At 71.8% G+C, this 16,559-nt stretch carries 12 protein-coding genes; 5 read left to right on the top strand and 7 right to left on the bottom strand.

What is annotated here, in order from left to right; all coding sequences use genetic code 11:
• The first annotated feature begins 71 nt into the window (after positions 1-71).
• On the top strand, positions 72-899 hold the full coding sequence (locus tag AB0C26_RS09545; RefSeq protein ID WP_360244382.1) for a serine protease: 828 nt from the start codon (positions 72-74) through the stop codon (positions 897-899).
• Positions 900-903: 4 nt separating this feature from the next.
• Here the strand turns inward: AB0C26_RS09545 and AB0C26_RS09540 are convergent, their stop codons facing one another.
• Positions 904-1,260, bottom strand: a complete 357-nt coding sequence (locus AB0C26_RS09540; RefSeq protein ID WP_360244379.1) for a VOC family protein — start codon at positions 1,258-1,260, stop codon at positions 904-906.
• Positions 1,261-1,270: 10 nt separating this feature from the next.
• A complete protein-coding gene (locus AB0C26_RS09535) occupies positions 1,271-1,999 on the bottom strand; it encodes a hypothetical protein (protein WP_360244376.1) in 729 nt (242 codons plus the stop codon).
• Positions 2,000-2,351: 352 nt separating this feature from the next.
• Here AB0C26_RS09535 and AB0C26_RS09530 point away from each other — a divergent pair, with 352 nt between their 5' ends.
• Positions 2,352-3,233 carry a carbon-nitrogen hydrolase family protein gene (locus tag AB0C26_RS09530; RefSeq protein WP_360244373.1) on the top strand — a complete coding sequence of 294 codons (882 nt, stop codon included), beginning with the start codon at positions 2,352-2,354 and terminating at the stop codon, positions 3,231-3,233.
• Between the two features lie 58 nt (positions 3,234-3,291).
• On the opposite strand, the gene AB0C26_RS09525 is transcribed toward AB0C26_RS09530, so the two are convergent.
• The 5 genes from AB0C26_RS09525 to AB0C26_RS09505 all read right to left on the bottom strand — a co-directional run bounded on the left by AB0C26_RS09525 (position 3,292) and on the right by AB0C26_RS09505 (position 11,558).
• Complete coding sequence (locus AB0C26_RS09525; protein WP_360244370.1) at positions 3,292-7,704, bottom strand: fibronectin type III domain-containing protein; 4,413 nt, start codon at positions 7,702-7,704, stop codon at positions 3,292-3,294.
• A gap of 139 nt (positions 7,705-7,843) precedes the next feature.
• Positions 7,844-8,617 carry a hypothetical protein gene (locus tag AB0C26_RS09520; protein WP_360244367.1) on the bottom strand — a complete coding sequence of 258 codons (774 nt, stop codon included), beginning with the start codon at positions 8,615-8,617 and terminating at the stop codon, positions 7,844-7,846.
• A 98-nt stretch (positions 8,618-8,715) separates the two neighbouring features.
• Complete coding sequence (locus AB0C26_RS09515; RefSeq protein ID WP_360244365.1) at positions 8,716-9,015, bottom strand: hypothetical protein; 300 nt, start codon at positions 9,013-9,015, stop codon at positions 8,716-8,718.
• 86 nt (positions 9,016-9,101) lie between these two features.
• Positions 9,102-10,115 carry a polysaccharide deacetylase family protein gene (locus tag AB0C26_RS09510; RefSeq protein WP_360244362.1) on the bottom strand — a complete coding sequence of 338 codons (1,014 nt, stop codon included), beginning with the start codon at positions 10,113-10,115 and terminating at the stop codon, positions 9,102-9,104.
• Between the two features lie 240 nt (positions 10,116-10,355).
• The gene (locus tag AB0C26_RS09505; protein WP_360244359.1) at positions 10,356-11,558 is read right to left on the bottom strand and encodes a hypothetical protein; all 1,203 of its coding nucleotides are present in this window, start codon (positions 11,556-11,558) and stop codon (positions 10,356-10,358) included.
• 93 nt (positions 11,559-11,651) lie between these two features.
• Between AB0C26_RS09505 and AB0C26_RS09500 the strand changes: the two genes are divergently transcribed.
• The 3 genes from AB0C26_RS09500 to AB0C26_RS09490 all read left to right on the top strand — a co-directional run bounded on the left by AB0C26_RS09500 (position 11,652) and on the right by AB0C26_RS09490 (position 16,524).
• A complete protein-coding gene (locus AB0C26_RS09500) occupies positions 11,652-12,221 on the top strand; it encodes an RNA polymerase sigma factor (RefSeq protein ID WP_360244356.1) in 570 nt (189 codons plus the stop codon).
• Positions 12,214-12,912, top strand: a complete 699-nt coding sequence (locus tag AB0C26_RS09495) for a hypothetical protein (protein WP_360244353.1) — start codon at positions 12,214-12,216, stop codon at positions 12,910-12,912. The genes AB0C26_RS09500 and AB0C26_RS09495 overlap by 8 nt, the downstream gene beginning before the upstream one ends.
• A 114-nt stretch (positions 12,913-13,026) precedes the next feature.
• Entirely contained in the window at positions 13,027-16,524 is a 3,498-nt protein-coding gene (locus AB0C26_RS09490) for a S8 family serine peptidase (RefSeq protein WP_360244350.1), read from the top strand.
• The last annotated feature ends 35 nt before the right edge of the window (positions 16,525-16,559 follow it).

Here is a 16,559-nt window from a genome sequence, read left to right as displayed (position 1 = left end):
GACGTTATGCATTGACATCTATTAATTGGCGGTGCGAGGGTCGGGACTGCCAAAAGCAGAAAGGAACACCCATGCGCGTACGCCGTGCCCTCGCTCTCGCCGCCGCCGCGGTCGCCGCCGCGACCGGAGTTCTGGCCGGGCCCGCATCGCCCGCCCAGGCGGTCGCCGCCACCACGCTCGCCAACACCATCGCCCTGAGCAACTGCTCGGCCTCGCTGGTCCGCTATCCCAGCTCGGTCAGCAGCGACCGGGCCATGATGCTCACCAACGGCCACTGCTACGAGGGCGGCTTCCTCAGCGCCGGCCAGGTGCTGGTCAACCGCACCTCCAGCCGCTCCGGCACGCTGCTCAACAGCTCCGGTGGCTCACTCGGCACGGTCCGGGCCGACCGCGTGCTGTACGCCACGATGACCGGCACCGACGTCACGCTCTACCGCCTCACCAGCACCTTCGCCACGCTCCAGTCCCGCTACGGCGCGACCGCGCTGACCATCGCCGGCGCCAAGCCCGCGGTCGGCGCGAGCATCGCGATCCCCTCCAGCTACTGGAAGAGGATCTGGAACTGCAAGGTCGACGGCTTCGTGGGCCAGCTCCGCGAAGGCGAGTGGACCTGGAAGGACTCCATCCGGTACGACGCCGCCTGCGACACCATCCACGGCACGTCCGGCTCGCCGATCGTGAGCGCCTCCAGCGGACAGGTCGTCGGCATCAACAACACCGGCAACGACGACGGCGAGATGTGCACGCTGAACAACCCGTGCGAGGTCAACCCCGACGGCACGACCAAGGCGGTGCAGGGACAGAGCTACGGCCAGGAGACGTACTGGTTCACGACCTGCCTCACGTCGACCCGCACGATCGACCTGAACAAGTCGGGCTGCCTGCTGACCAAGCCGTAACGGGTCAAGCCACGCAGAACTCGTTGCCCTCCGGGTCGAGCATGACCACATGACTCAGGTCAGGGCCATACCGATGATCCCGTACGGACGTCGCCCCGGCGGCTTCGAGCTCGGCCACCTTCGCCCGGATGGCCGGCTCGGAGCCGACCCGGACGTCGACGTGCATCCGGTTCTTGGCCGTCTTGGACTCGGGGACCCGGAGGAAACTCAGCGCGGGCGCCCGCCCCTCCGGATCCACGATCGACGCGCCGTCCGGCTCGTCATGACCCGGCTCCGGTACGTATCCGAGGGCCAGCGCCCAGAAAGCGGCCAGCCGATGCGGATCCACCGCGTCGCAGCCGAGCGTCCACAACGTCGTCATGACACCGAATCTACGGCTCCCGGCGCCCGAACTCGATGTCGTCGAGATCCCCGTGGAACTGGTCGGTGTCGACGTCCGTCTGCGCCGCGTTGATCCGCTTGCCGCCGATCACCACGTTCCCGCTGGGCAGGATGTCCCGCAGCGGGGCGGTCTGCTGCCGGGGCGGCGTGACCTGCCGTCCGGTCACGGCGTCGTGCACCCTGATCTGGAACAACACCGGCGACAGGCGGATGCAGGTCACCCGGTACCAGCGCCCCACGGCCAGGGTGAGATCCGCCGGCAGCAGGACGAAATCGGTGCCGTCCGACCACCGGCACGACGGCACCCCGTAGTCGACCTGGAGCTTCCACTGGCTGATGCCGGCGGCGGCCGCGCCGAACTGGAACACGTTCATGCCGGCCTCGGGCGACGGCGGCTCGGTGAGCCGGATGTCGGCCCCGTAGACGAACCGCCCGTCGCCGGGCGTGAGGGTGACGGCGCTCGCCGGCCGGACGATCCCCTGCGGGCAGGGCGCGGTCGTGCAGTGCCCGCCCGGGAAACGCAGGAAGCGGTTGCCGTCCTCGGTCACCGACGTGACCGTGCCCCCGCCGCCGGTCAGGATGGTCCCGTTCAGCCCGTTGCCGCTGCTGTCGGCGACCTGGGTGGGACCGGCGAGATCACCGGCATAGCGAAGCTCCAGATGCCCGGGCGGCGGAGCGGCCAGGGCGAGGACACAAACGGCGCTGGTCAGAATCGTCATGCTGAGCAGTGCAGCGTCATCCCGGCCGACGGGCACGGCGGTTTTGTGCGACGCCACCCGACGGGGATCTGTGCTAGCGTCCGGATCGGCGTAGCCCACGCCCAACCTCCAGCGACCGTCCCCGACGCGCGGTCCCCGACGGAGGCAAAGGGACTCGTCGTCTCGGGCCGCTGTCCTGACTCGTTCGTCTCGGACGCATCGATCGCGCGGGGGATCGGCGTGCGGGACAGCGGAGGTCCAGATGACAGCCAACCGGAATCTCAAACGCCGGGTCCGTGCCCGCGCGGCCAAGACCGGCGAGTCCTACACCGCTGCTCTGCGGCACTTCCGCACGACTCCGCGAGGAGATTCGATGCCTTCTGTACGACTGTCAGTCGCCCAGCTTCCGGTCGGAACCGACCCGGGCGACACCGCGGCCCTGCGCGACAGCGGCGAGCGGATCCGCCGCCTCATGCGCGAGGCCCACACGGCCGGCGCCCGCCTGCTGCACCTGCCCGAGGGCGCGCTGACCAGCCCCAGCAAGAAGATCATGTCCGCCACCGGCCCCGACCTGATCGGCCCGGCCGACTGGCAGCGGGCCGACTGGGCGACGCTCGCCGCCGAACTCCAGAAGATCGCGGCCCTGGCCGGTTCGCTCAAGCTGTGGACGGTCCTGGGCTCGGTGCACCCGCTGACCCCACCCCGCCGCCCCCACCTGAGCCTGTACGTCATCGCCGACGACGGCACGATCGCCACCCGCTACGACGAGCGGATGCTGTCGAACACCAAGGTCAGCCACATGTACACGCCCGGCTCGGAACCGATCACCTTCATCGTCGACGGCGCCCGGTTCGGCTGCGCGCTGGGCATGGAGGCCACCTATCCCGAGATCTTCAGCGAGTACGAACGGCTGGACGTCGACTGCGTCCTGTTCTCCACCCACGGCCCCGGCGCCGGAGTGAACAACGGCCCGTTCGCCCTGCAGGCCCAGGCGTTGGCGGCCGCGAACAGCTACTGGGTCAGCTACGCCGGCACGGCCCAGGACGCCCCCAACGCCCCCTCGGGCATAGTGACGCCCTCCGGCGACTGGCTGACCCGCTGCCCCGCAACCTCCGAGCCGTCCCTGGTCACCGCCGACCTGGACCTGACCGCCGAAAACCAGGCCCGCCCCTGGCGGCGAGCGGCCCGCTCCGGCCTCTACACCCAGTACCAGGCCCCCGCCGACCCCAGAAGCCTGAACCGGGCCACCAGCTGACCGACCCACCCCGTCCCGGCCACGCGAGTCCAGCCCCCGGGCTGGACTCGCGCGGCCGCTAGGCCGATCCGCCGGGGTTGACGCAGGCGCGGTCCGTGCGGGTTCGTTTGATCCAGTTGCCGTTCTGGTCGAGGAAGTATGGCGCCCAGGCCGATGTGTTCACGCACACCGTGGGGCCGACCGGGCTTGCCGGTGGGCGGCTCGTGCCGTGGTTCCAGGTGACCTTCCGGCTGGTCGAGACCGTGCAGCTGCCCCGGGGCACGCCGGGGTCGAGCGGCTCGCAGACGGCGATCGCGGGGGCCTCCGAGTCGGAGCCGGAGAAGCCCCACTCGACGTTGAGGTTCAGCCCGGCCCGGAAGTCCTGCGACCAGTCGGTCAGCCGCGCCGTCGTGGTGATCGTGCTCTGGCAGATCCAGAAGATGTCCACCGGGTGGCACGACGATGGACCGGCCGAGGTGGCGGTGACCAGGTTCCCGGCCGGCGGCGTCGGGTGCTGCGGGCCGAGGGAGGCGACATTCGACGGCGCCGTCTCGCCGCCGTAGCCGACCCGGGTCACGTAGAACTCGTACGCGCTGGACCGCAACGGGGCGATGATCTGCGAGATCCGGCCGCTCGTGGGCAGGCTCTGCCGCTGGAAGCCGCCGCCCGCGGCCACGTCCCGCACATAGATCCAGTACATGCCGGCCGGATCGCCGTCCCAGGCCAGCTGGGCCGAGCGGTGGTCCTCCCAGTGGGCGGTGAGCCGGGTCGGCACCGGCATGAAGGTGACGCCGCGGGCGACGTTGGACAGCGGGCTCTCGCCGCCGGCGTTCGCGGCGGCGACGCGGAACTCGTACGTGTGGTTGAGCACCAGGCCGGTCGCGGTGAAGGTCGTGCGGTCCTGCAACGGCAGGTCCAGCCGGCGGAAGGCCTGGCCCGCGCTCACGTCGCGCATCTCGATCCAGTAGAACATCGACGGCCCGGACGACACCCAGGACAGCCGGACGTTGCCGTCCGCGTCCGGGGTGGCGGTCAGGTTTCCCGGCGCCGGTGGTGGCGGCACCTGCGGCCGGGCCTGGACGACGTTCGACGGGCTGCTCTCCACACCGGCCTTGACCGCTGTCACGTAGAACTCGTACGTCTGCCCGTTGGTCAGCGGCAGGGCGGTGAAGGTGGTGACGTTGTTCGCCGGCAGGTCGAACCGGTTGAACGCCGCCTGCCCGACCGGGCGGTAGTAGACCCAGTACATGAGCCCGGCCTCCGGGGCCGACCAGGTGAGCGTGGCCCGGCCGTTGCCGGCGGTGGCGCTCAGGTTGGCCGGGGCGCCCGGTGGGGGGATCCGCGAGGTGGCGCGGGCGGTGTTCGACTGGGCGCTCTCCGCCTCGCCCGGCCCGAGCGCGCTGACCCGGAACTCGTAGACGTCGCCGATCTCGAGCCATCCGGCGGTGTGCGTGGTGCCCGAGACCACCGGGTAGACGGACTTGCCGAACTCGGTCTCGCCGTTGCTGACGTTGCGGGTCCACACCCAGTACCAGATGCCCGGCCCGGAGCTCGACCACGACAGCCCGATGCTGCCGTCGTTGTTGGAGGTCGCGGTCAAGTTCGCCGGCACCGGCGGCGGGGCGTACCGCGAGGTGGCCGACGCGATGGCCGAGGGCGGCCCCTCGGCGCCGTTCGTGCTGATGGCCGATACGCGGAAGTCGTACGCCTGATTGTTGGTCAGGTAGGAGGCGGTGAAGGTGGTGCCGGTGGTGACCGGGTACTCCAGCTTGGTGAACTGGGTCTCGCCGGACTTGCGCATCCACACCCAGTACCAGTGGCCGGGCCCGGTGGCCGTCCAGGCCAGCCGGATCGAGCCGTCGGTGTTCGGTGTGGCGGTCAGGCCGGTCGGCGCGGGCGGTGGCGGCGCGGTCGGTGTGACGCGCACGGTGTTCGAGCGCGGGCTCTCGCCCGAGTTGTTGTACGCGGTGACCTGGAACTCGTACGGGGTGCCGCTTCGGAGCCCACTGACCCGTGCGGTGGTCCCGTTGACCACGGCGTTGCGGGCCGGGCGGAGTTGCGGATCGTCCGACGTGGTGTCGCGCTGGTACACGCGATAGTTGACCAGCCACGGCTCGGGGGTCGTGACCTCGTCCCAGATCAGCGTGACGCTGCCGTCCGGGTTGGCCGTGCCGGTCAGGTTCGGTGGCGCCTGCGAGGGCGCGGGCAGGGGCACGGGGAGTGAGGCCGGTATGGACGGCGGCCCCTCCCCGGTCAGGGTCTCGGCCGAGACGCGGTACTCGTAGACGCCCGCGTAGGCGACATCGAACTCCGTCTCGGGGCTGGGGACGGGTGTGCTCCGGCGGGTGAAGTGGGTCGCTCCGACGTCCCGGCCGGTCGGGGTGAACGTCTTGCGCCGTTCGTAGACCCAGTACTGGACGAGGTTCACTTGCGGCACCGGGTCCCAGGTGAGTCGTACCTTGGCGTTCCCGGCCAGGACGGCTTGCAGGTTCCGCGGTGCGTCGGGCAGCCAGGTGCCGCTCTCCGGCGGCCCGGGGATGGTGGCGTTGACGAACCGGGGCCGGTAGACGCGCGCGTCGCGGTAGACCTCGTCCGGGTCGAAGCTGTTGACGTTGTACGAGATCACCGCGGTCGCGCCGCCCGCGTCCTGCTCCAGGTGCAGCCGGGCGTTGTACGTGTACCGGCTGGCCGTCGCCTCCGTCGCCCGGTGGATCAGCGAGCCGTGCCGGAACGGCCCGGTGGGCACGCCCGCGTGGTAGGCGAAGATCCGGTTGTCCAGCCCTTCGCTCTCGTCGAAGGTCACCAGGACGAACGACTGGTAGGCCGGGATGTACTTCACGCTGAAGCTGGCCCCGACACCGGTCATGACGCTGCTCGCGTCGGCCTGGCTCGCGGACCACTGCTCGGCCGGCGTGGCGGCGCCGGTCCAGAACCGCCACTGCGCCCGGTCGGTGAGCTGCCCCTGGGGCACGCGGGCCACGTACAGCCGGCGGTGTTTGTCGACGATCTCCCGGCCGTAGACGTAGGTGTACCCGTCCTCGCCGTCGACCAGGGCCGAGCCCCAGCTGATGGGACGGTCGACGCCCAGGCCGGGCAGCCGGGACAGGCCCAGCAACGCCAGTGTCGACGCCGAGAACCGGGCGACCGCGATCTCGTCGGTCTTGAACGGCAGCGGGCCGCCCTGCCCGTCGTCGACGACGTGCGTGTAGAACACCTGCACCTCGTCGCCGGCCACCAGCCCCTCGGACGGCCACCAGCCGAAGTCACCCGGCGTGTCGTCGGGCCCGGTGGCGACCAGCGACGACGGGCTGGCCGCGGTGCCGCCGTGCAGCGTCGCGGTCAGCGTCATGCCGTCCTGCACGACCACCGAGTTGTGGATCATCCTGGTGTCGCGGGACCGGCTGTGGTCCGCCTCGACCTGCCCGAGGAACGTGTCGCCGAAGAACCACGCGACCCGGCCGTCCGGCAGCTTCAGCGACATGGTCTCGTCGCCGCCGGTCCAGTGGCCGCCCGCGTCCCCGTACCGGTTGAACAGCTCGTTCAGGTCCCGGCTGGGGATGGCTTTCCCGGGCTGGGCCGGCGGCGCCACGAACAGCAGCCGTTTCGGCGAGTCGGCGCTCGTGCCGTAGATCTCCTTCTTGGTCGCGTCGGCCATCAGGGCCGCCTCGACCTGGCCCGGCGTGTAGTTCGGATGTGCCGCGATGATCAGCGCCGCCGCCCCGGCGACCTGTGGGGCGGCGCCGGAGTTGCCCTCGAAGAAGGCCATCGCCGCGGCGTCCTCGGTGGACGCGAGGTCGAGGTCGGCGGCCGGGGCGAAGATCTCCACGCACGACCCGTCGCCCGAGCCCTTTTCCGGCGTGACCCACCGATTGTCATTCTGGTCGCTGCCGCCCACCGTGATCATGCCGGCCAGGCGCGGGGCGAGCTGCGCCGGGGACCAGCCACAGGCCGGCTCCATGGTGTTGTTGGCGCCGGTGACCACCGTGTAACCCCTTTTCACCAGGGTTTCGATGCCCGACTCGATCTCGGGCAGCACTCCCTTGTAGGCCAGGCTGATGTTGACCACGGCCGGGGCACGGCCGTGGAGGGCGATGGCGTCGAGGCCCGCCCGCAGCTGGACCGAGGTGGCCTCGTCGCAGTGGGACACCTTGACCGACATGATCGGGGACTGCTTCGACACGCCCCGGGTGCGGCCGGCGGCGGCCGAGGCCACCGCGGTGCCGTGCGGACGGCAGGGTTTCCCGTCCTGTCCGGCCCCGGTCACGTCGGCGAACTTGACCACCCGGCCGCCGAACTCGGTGTGCTCGGCCCAGACGCCGGAGTCGACGATGTAGATGGGCACGTCGCTGACGCCGTGGTTGAACCGCTGGTCGCGCTTGACCGGCCGTTGATCGTCCCGGTCGAGATGCCAGGGCAGATCGGCCGTCTGGGTGTCCTTCGCGGCGGCCGGCGACGCCAGCCCGGCGGCGATGATCGCCGCGAGCGCGAGCACGGCTGTTCCTCTGCGCACCATGGTCCTGCCTTCCCCCGTCGGCAGACTGCTGTGGTGGGCATCACATTGACCGTGGCGGGGTCACGCGCGCTACCCCGCCCCGTCGTTTAGGCGCGGGCTGCGAATCCGGTCAATCGGTTCAGAGGAGGCCCGGGCGGGCGGCCATCGCGTGCGGGGCCAGGCCGGTCGCGGTGGTGGGGAGCAGGTGGCGCAGGCGGTTCGCGCGGTCGGTGGCGGACCACGATTCCTGGCGGAGGCTGTCGCTGGTCGAGCGGGCCAGGCCGGCGTCGTGGCGGGCCTCCTGCTCCGCGCGGACGGCGCGTTCGTAGCGGTCGCGCAGGTGACCCTCGGCCGCGCGGTGAACCACCAGTTCCTGCTCCAGCGGGTGCAGGCGCGGGTCCCAGCCGGCGCGGCCGGCCAGGGCGTCGGCCACGGCCGCGGTGGGCAGCCAGCCGTGGGCGGCGGCCTCGCGGACGGCGCGGTGCAGGAAACGCTCGCGGGCCGCGTATTCGGTGGGGGTCTGTGCGCTCCACGGTGTGCCGAAGGCGGCGGCCGAGCGGCGGGCCCGCAGCCGGGCGTCGGCGTCCAGCCAGGACTGCCAGGCCTCGGTGACGTCGTCGGTGGTCTGCTCCCAGCGCTCCTGCCAGCGGGCCGCCGCCAGCTCGGCCCGGTCGGCGGCCACCCGCACCTCGTCGGCGTACTGGGCGGCGGCCAGGGCCTCCAGCGGGAGCCGGCGGCGGCGGTCGCCCCGTTCGCGGATCAGGGCGACCACGTCGCGCAGGGCCTGCCGGGGGTGGCGCACGCCCTGCGGGCTGGCCAGCACCAGCACCGCCGGAAGGGTGAGCAGCATCAGGGTGGCCCAGATGGCGGCGGGGGCGGGGGTGGTCAGCAGCATTTCGGCGACGACGTTCATGGGTGTGGGAGTCCTGTCCGCTCAAAGGAGAAAGTCCGCAAAAGGGCAGCGACCACCTGGGCGCGGCGGCGGGGCCGCGGCGCGATGTCAGAAGGTGGTCAGGCGTGCGCGGACGGCGGACCGCGGGATCCGGTGGCCCCGACGGTGTGCTGAGCGGAGAGGACGCGCGTGCGGTCGGCGGCTGGAGCGCCGGGCGTACGGGCGGGCGCCGTGTCCGGGGATTCCGGAGTGTCGGCTGTGGACCCTGCGGCCGGTGCGGCGGGGGAGTTGGTGCTGTGGGTGACCCCGGCGGCGATCGGCCCGGCGGCCGCTGCGGGGGCGACGAGGCCCAGCGTCAGCAGCAGGAGCAGGGCAGGCAACGATCGCAGCAGAGCGCCGCGTAGAGAGATCGTTGCCATGTCCCTAATGTACCGATTTGGTCACGGGAAGTTCGTACGCCACTCCGGCGCGACGCGACAAGAGCGCCGCGCCGGAGCGCGAACCGTCAGGCCGTTCGGCAGGACAGGGACGGCCAGGTCCAGTTGCCGCCGTGCTGGACGGTGAAGCCGAAGACATTGCCGCTTCCGTTGGGGCGCGCGGTCATCACCAGGCCGGTCGAATCCCAGCTGGCCGCGGTGTTCCAGGTGGCGATGACCCGCTGCGGGGAGCGGAAGGTCACGGTGACGATCCAGTTCGGCGAACCGCTCACGGTCACCTGGCCGTTGAAGCGGTCCGACCACTTCTGACCCTCGGCGTACGTGGCGGTGCAGCTGCCCCCACCCGTCGGCGGCGGGGTCGTGGTGGGCGGCGTGGTGGGCGGCGTGGTCGGGCCGTCCGAGGGTGCCACCGCGCGACCGGTCGACGAGGAGATCATGCCGGCGCAGAGGCCGCGCTGGGCCAGGCCGGCCGCGATCTGGGGGATGGCCTGGATCGTGGTCTGGTAGTTGTCGTGCATCAGGATCAGCTGGCCGTTCGTGAGCCGGCCGGCGGCCTGCACGATCTGCGCGGTGCTGGCCCCGTTCCAGTCCTGGGAGTCGACGTCCCAGGTCACCGTGCGCAGGCCGAGGGCCGACGCGGCCGATTGCAGGGTGCCGTTGGTCTCCCCGTACGGCGGCCGGAAGATCGTCGGTGTGCCGCCGCCGCCGTTGCGGATGGCGGTCTGGGTGCGCGACAGCTCCGAGGACATCTGGCTCTGGTTCAGCGAGAGCATGTGCGGGTGGGTGTAGCTGTGGTTGCCGACCCACATGCCGGCCGCGACCTGGGCACCCACGAGGCTCGGGTTGGCGGCGGCGTTCTGGCCGGTGTTGAACATGGTCGCCCGCAGGCCGGCCGAGCGCAGCGCCGACAGCAGCTGGTTGGTGGTGCTCGGGTTCGGCCCGTCGTCGTACGTCAGGCCGACGTAGCCGTTCTGGCAGGAGGCGTCGGCCGAGGCGCTGAGCGGGGGCGCCACGGCGACGGCGCCGGCGGCGAGCAGAGCGCCGGCGAGGAGCAGGGATCGAGGACGGATCCAGCGGGGCATGGGGAGTCACCTCTCGTCGCTAAGGGGGAGTGGGGCGGGCCGCCGGTGGAAGCGGCCCGTCCACGCGAATCGACGATCGTCGTTGGATCCCATCTTGGGAGCCACGACACAGGTGCGTCAACCATTAACTTCCGGCAATTCTCCGTAACTTTCGAACGGTTCGACCAGTAGCTCAACCAAGCAGAGATCAACAGATCGAAAAATTCAAACCCGCAAGTTCCGGTCGTACGCCGGAAAGTGTCATCCCACGTGCGCCAACCCCGTCAACCCGTCGACGGCCACCCGGCCCAGCACCCGGCCCGACGACACGTCCAGCCAGGCGATCCGGTCACGGCCACCCGCGTACAGGAGCCGGCCGTCGCGGCCCAGCCGCAACCCGCACACCGGATCGGCCAGCGACCACTGCGCGGCGACCCGGCCCGTGTCCCGGGCGAGCGCGTGCACCTCCGTACCGCAAGCGGCGTAAGCCCGGCCCCCACCCAGAGCGAGATGACCGGCGGCCTGGCCCGCCGGAATCCGGGCGGTCTTCTCGATCGCCAGCGAGCTCGCCGAGGCGAACGCGACCGAGCCGCTCGACGCGTCCAGAACGGCGAGGTGCGTGGCGTCGGCGGCCAGCGCGTGCCCCTCCGGCGGCCCGTGCCCGAACGGCTCGGGCAGGTCGAGGCAGAAGGCCCAGCGCTCGCCGAGGTGCAGCACGTGCACGAAGGCGTGCACGTCGTTGCGGGTCCCGGCGAGCAGGTTGCGGGTGTGCTGGTGGTCGGGCTGATGCGTGTACAGCGTGTAGAGCACCTGCCGGTCCGGCGACAGCACCGCCTGCCGCCCACTGCCGCGCATCTCCTCCTCGGCGCCCGGCGGCACCGGCACCTTGGTCCGGGTGAACAGCGGCTCCAGCTTCCCGGTGGCCAGATCGAGCAGGCGTACCCGGTAGCGGTCCGGCAGGTCGGGCGGAAGCCACTCCAGCACGAAGAGCCCGGCGCCGTCGGTGGTGAACGCATCCGGTTCGACCACTCCGGACAGGTTGAACTTCCGGCGCTGACCGTCACCGACCACGAGCAGGCCGCTGGACGTCCGCGGCGCCGGCGGTTCCGCGTACGGCGTCGTGGTGAGCACGCAGGCGTTTCCGCCCTCGGCCACCACGCGGGGCACCCATCCACCCCCGATCTCCGTCTTCTGGATGGACGCCCCGGTGATGGTGTAGGTGCGGGTCAGCCCGGTGTCGTCGGCGACGTACGCGATGGTTCCGTCCCGGCTCACCGCGGCCGCCCGGCCGAGCAGCCGCGACTCGGCGCCGCTCAGCCGGACAAGTCCCCCCTCGGTCTCCGCCAACACGAGATCCGGTACGGCGACCGGAGTCGCGACCGCCTGGGGCTCGCGGCAGGCGGCGATCCCGGAAGCGGCGATGGCGCCCCCGGCCAGGGCGAGAAAGCGGCGTCGCGTCGTCATGCCCGGGTGACACCGGCCGCGGCCAACAGGTTCCCGGCGGAACCCTTTCGCGGTGGGCGGTGTCAGTGCAGTGTCGGTGCGGATGAGGTGGAGGTGTCCGAGCTGAGCGAGACCACCGAGCTGGAGGACGCGGCGGCCGTGACGCGGGCCCGTGGAGGCGATCGAGGGGCGTACGAGCTTCTGGTCGCCCGCTACACCGTGGCCGCGCACCGGGCCGCCGTGCTGCTCGGGGCCGGGGACGACGCCGACGATGTGGTGCAGGAGGCGTTCGTGAAGGCGTACCGGCAATTGTCGCGCTATCGCGGTGAGTCCGGGTTCCGGCCCTGGCTGCTGGCCATCGTCGCCAACGAGACCCGTAACCTGCACCGCTCCCGCCGTCGCCGGGACGGGCTCGCGTTGCGGGCCGCCGTCGCCGAGGGGCCACGGCCCGACGCGCCCGACCCGGCCGAGTCGGCGATGGCCCACGAACGCCGCCGGCGTCTGGTCGAACACTTGAAGCGGCTCGGCGACCGCGACCGTGAGGTGCTTGTCTGCCGCTTCCTGCTGGACCTCTCCGAACAGGAGACCGCGGCCGCCCTGAGCGTGCCCAAGGGAACGGTCAAGTCCCGGACCAACCGCGCCCTGGCCCGGCTGCGCGAAGGCATGGAGGTGCGCGATGCCTGACCGCGACGACGACCTGATCGCCGAGCTCCGCGACCTGTCCACCTGGCTCGAGACCCCCGAGCCGGCCGACCAGCGCGCAGCGGTCCGCACGCGCCTGGCCGAGCCGCCGAACCGTTGGCGGGCTTGGGTCGCGGGCGTTCTGGCCGCCGTCGTCGCGACCGTGATCGCGGTCGCGCCGGCTCGGGCGGCCGTGGTGGACGCGGTGGCCGAAGTGCTCGGCGTGGCCGGGATCGAGGTGCGCCGGGAAAGCGCCCCGCCCGCGCCCGCGCCCGCGCCCCGCCCGAGCCCGCTGCCCGGCGCGGGTGCCGTGTCGCTGGACGAGGCCCGGAAGATCGCCAGGTTCCCGGCCGCGCTGGGCGATCCCGAGCGGGCCGAGGTCTATGACCAGCGCCGGGTCGTCTCGCTCTTCTACCGGGGCGGTTCGATCCGGCTCGATCAGTTCGACGGGTCCGCCGCGGCCTTCCTCAAGCAGGCCGGCCAGGCCGAGTGGACCGATGTCGGCGGCGCCCTCGCCGTCTGGCTTCCGGGGCCGCATACGCTGACGTACTACGACCGTTCCGGCGCCGAGCGCACCGCCACCGCCCGGCTGGCCACGCCCACCCTGATCTGGGACACCGGCGGGACCACCTATCGCCTCGAGGGCTTCACCGATCTGGCCGAGGCGCGGCGGGTCGCGCTCTCCATGCAGTGAGGCAACGGTTGTCCACATCGCGCCATGTCGCCACTGCGGCAGCCGATAGATCTCCCGGCAAGCAACCGGTGAACTCCAGAATGCGTGTCAACTCGCACGCTAAGGAGCCCGACCTTGCCCGCATCGAAGCGCCTTGCCGGTGCCCTCGTCGGCGTCCTGGTGGGAGCCGGCGGCGCGACCTGGTTGCCGCCGGGTCCCGCCGCCGCCACCCCGGCCCCCAGTTCCGACCGCCCCACCACCGCCCTTAATCGGATTCCCCCTGCGGCCGCGCAAGCGATCACGCTCATCACGGGCGATGTCGTCGAACTGGCTCCCGCCGGTGACGGCCGGGTCGCGGCCACGGTACGGCCGGGGTCCGGCCGCGAACACGTCCGCTTCGCCACCGTCGAGACGAGCGAGGGCGTCCGCGTTCTGCCGTCCGACGCTCTTCCCCTGCTGCGCGAGGGACGGCTCGACGCCGAACTGTTCGACGTGCAGCACCTGATCGAGCAGGGCTACGGCGACGCCGCCCGGGGCACGCTGCCGTTGATCGTCCAGGGGGCCGCGGCGAAGGCCAGGATGGGCGGCACCGCGCTTCCCAGCCTCGGCGCGGTGGCCGTCAAAGCCGACAAGCAGGGGCTCAAGGACTTCTGGCGTACGCAGGTGGCCGCCGGCACCGGCGCCCGGACCGCCACCACCGCGACCCACATCTGGCTCGACGGCAAGGTGAAGCCGGTGCTCGACCGGAGCACCGCGCAGATCGGCGCCCCGCGGGCGTGGGCGGCCGGGCTCGACGGCCAGGGCGTCAAGGTGGCCGTGCTCGACACCGGCGCCGACGCGAGCCACCCCGACCTGGCCGGCAAGATCGACGAGGCGCGGGACTTCAGCGGCAGCGCCGACACCGGCGACCACTTCGGGCACGGCACCCACGTCGCGGCCACCGTCGCCGGCACCGGCGCCGGCTCCAACGGCACCCGCAAGGGCGTCGCCCCGGGCGCCCGCCTGCTGATCGGCAAGGTGCTCGACGACAGCGGCTCCGGCTACGAGTCCGGGATCATCGCCGGCATGGAATGGGCGGCCCACGAGGGCGCCCGCGTGATCAACATGAGCCTGGGCGGTGAGGCGACCGACGGCACCGACCCGATGAGCGCCGCCGTCGACGAGCTCAGCGAGGCCACCGGCGCGCTCTTCGTGGTGGCGGCCGGCAACGAGGGCGCGAGCTACCGGGTCGGCACCCCCGGCGCCGCCGCCGGCGCCCTGACCGTCGGCGCCGTCGACCGCGACGACCGGATCGCCGGCTTCTCCAGCCGTGGCCCGCGGGTCGGCGACGAAGGGCTCAAGCCCGAGATCACCGCGCCCGGTGTGGACATCGTCGCCGCCCGGGCCGCCGGCACCGAGATGGGCACCCCGGTCGACGACCTCTACACCGCGGCCTCCGGCACCTCGATGGCCACGCCGCACGTGGCCGGCGCGGCCGCGATCGTCGCCCAGCAGCATCCCGGCTGGACCGGCTCGCAGATCAAGGACGAGCTGGTCAGCACCGCGAAGACCACGCCGGACACCCCGGTGTTCGCGCAGGGCGCCGGCCGGGTCGACCTCGCCCGGGCCACGACCCAGAAGGTCGCGGGAACGGGTGTGGCCGACTTCGGCCTCCACCAGCTGGGCGAGAAGCCGGTCACGCGGACCGTCACCTACACCAACGGCGGCATCGCCCCGATCACGCTGACCTTGACGGACGACCTGGCCGCGATCACCCCGTCGCGGACGACGGTGACCGTGCCGGCCGGGGGCCGGACGGACGTGGTCCTCACGCACGACCTCAAGACCCCCGGCCAGATCAGCGGCTGGCTGACCGCGTCCGGGCCGGGCGGCGTGCTCGTCACGACCGCGCTCGCCGGCACGCTCGACCGCCCGCACCACACCGTGACCGTCAAGGCCGTGGACCGATCGGGGAAGCCGGCCGCGGCGCCCGCCTTCCTGATGTTCGGCGACGATCCGCGCTTCGACGTGCTCGACGCGATCTTCGAGGGCCAGACCCGGACGTACGAGGTGGCCGAGGGCGATTACCTGATGAACGCCACGATCGCCGACGGCTACCCGCTCGACGAGCAGGACACGCTGATCACCAACCCCGAGCTCAAGGTCGACCGCGATCTCACGATCACGCTCGACGCCCGTACCGCCAGGCCTGTCAAGATCGAGACGCCCAAGCCGGCCGAGCAGCGGACCGTGTTCAGCTACTACGTGCACCGGGTGACCGGGTCGGGCCGCGGCATCATCAACGGCTTCATGAACTTCAGCTCGGTCCAGGCGCTGAACGTCACCCCGACCGCCAAGCTCCGCCGGGGCAGCTTCGAGTTCTCCTCGCGCTGGCAGCTGGTGGCCCCGCTGGTCCGCTCGTCCCTCCCCGGCGTCGACATCAACCTGACGGCCTCCTCCCCGGCCTACACCGGGACCCGGCGGTACGACCTGGTGGCCGGGCTGAACGGCGACGTCAAGGGCAAGGCCGTGGTGCTCGAGACGGACAACTACTACGACGCCGCGCTGCAAGCGGCCGAGGCGGGCGCGGCGGTCGCGCTGGTCGTCTTCCCCGACACCATGTCGGCCTGGGGCTCCTGGCAGCCGGACGGCGAGCGGATGCCGATCATCAACGCGGTCGTTCCCAACGACGACGGGCAGAAGCTGCTCGCCCAGGCCCGCAAGCGTGGCGCCTCGATCTCGCTGACCCTCACGCCGAGCAGCCCTTACCTGTACGACGTCTTCCAGGTCACCAGGGACCGCGTGCCCAGCCAGATCGTCTACCGGGTGACGGCGGCCAACTCGCAGCGGATCACCTCGCGCTACCAGCACAACGGCGGCTTCGACTGGGTACGCGAGCAGCGGTTCGGCTGGCGGCCGGCTCAGGAGTACTCCTGGAACGACGCCCAGCGGGCGGTGCGGACGCCGTCGGTCCGCGAGGAGTGGGTCAGCATCGGCGACACGCTGTGGCAACACCAGGTCCACCACGAGTACCCGTTCAACTCGATCGGCGCCGCACTCGACGGTGGTTTCCAGGACGACCCGATCGCGTACGGGAAACCCGGCCGTTCCGCCGAAACGTGGACCGCTCCGGTCCTGCGGCCGGCCGGTGAAGGCACCCGGGAGGGCAACCTGCTGAAGCTGCGGGTGGCCGACTTCGTCGACGCGGACGGCCACTATCAGCTCGACCCGGCCGGCCAGGCGGCGACGCTGTCCCGCAACGGCGTGGTCGTCGGCGAATACCCCAACGCGTGGCGCGATGTGGCGGTGCCGGCCGGCGACTTCACGTTGTCGGTCACGACGAAGCGCGGTGGCGAGGAGTGGTTGTACGGCACGTCCACGTCGACCGAGTGGACCTTCAAGTCCGCGGCGAACGGGAAGCTGCCGCTGCTTCAGCCGTCGTACGACGTGCCGGTTGATCTTCAAGGGGTTGCCGGCCACCAAGCCAGGATCAGCGTGCCGGGCGCCAACCGGGTGAAGGTCGAGTATTCGATGGACGATGGCCGGACCTGGCGCACAAAGGCCGGCGCGGGGATCGTCTCGCTGCGGGTCACCGCGAGCGACCGGGCCGGCAACGCCGTCCGGCAGACCGTGATCAGGGCCTACGGCCGATGAGGCCCTTCGACGAGAACGCCGGTCCGGTCGGCGTG

Origin of the sequence: Actinoplanes sp. NPDC048796 (assembly GCF_040650035.1) — a bacterium.
GTDB lineage: Bacteria > Actinomycetota > Actinomycetes > Mycobacteriales > Micromonosporaceae > Actinoplanes.
The sequence above is the reverse complement of the archived record's forward strand: the minus strand, read 5'-3'. Positions and strand labels throughout refer to the sequence as shown.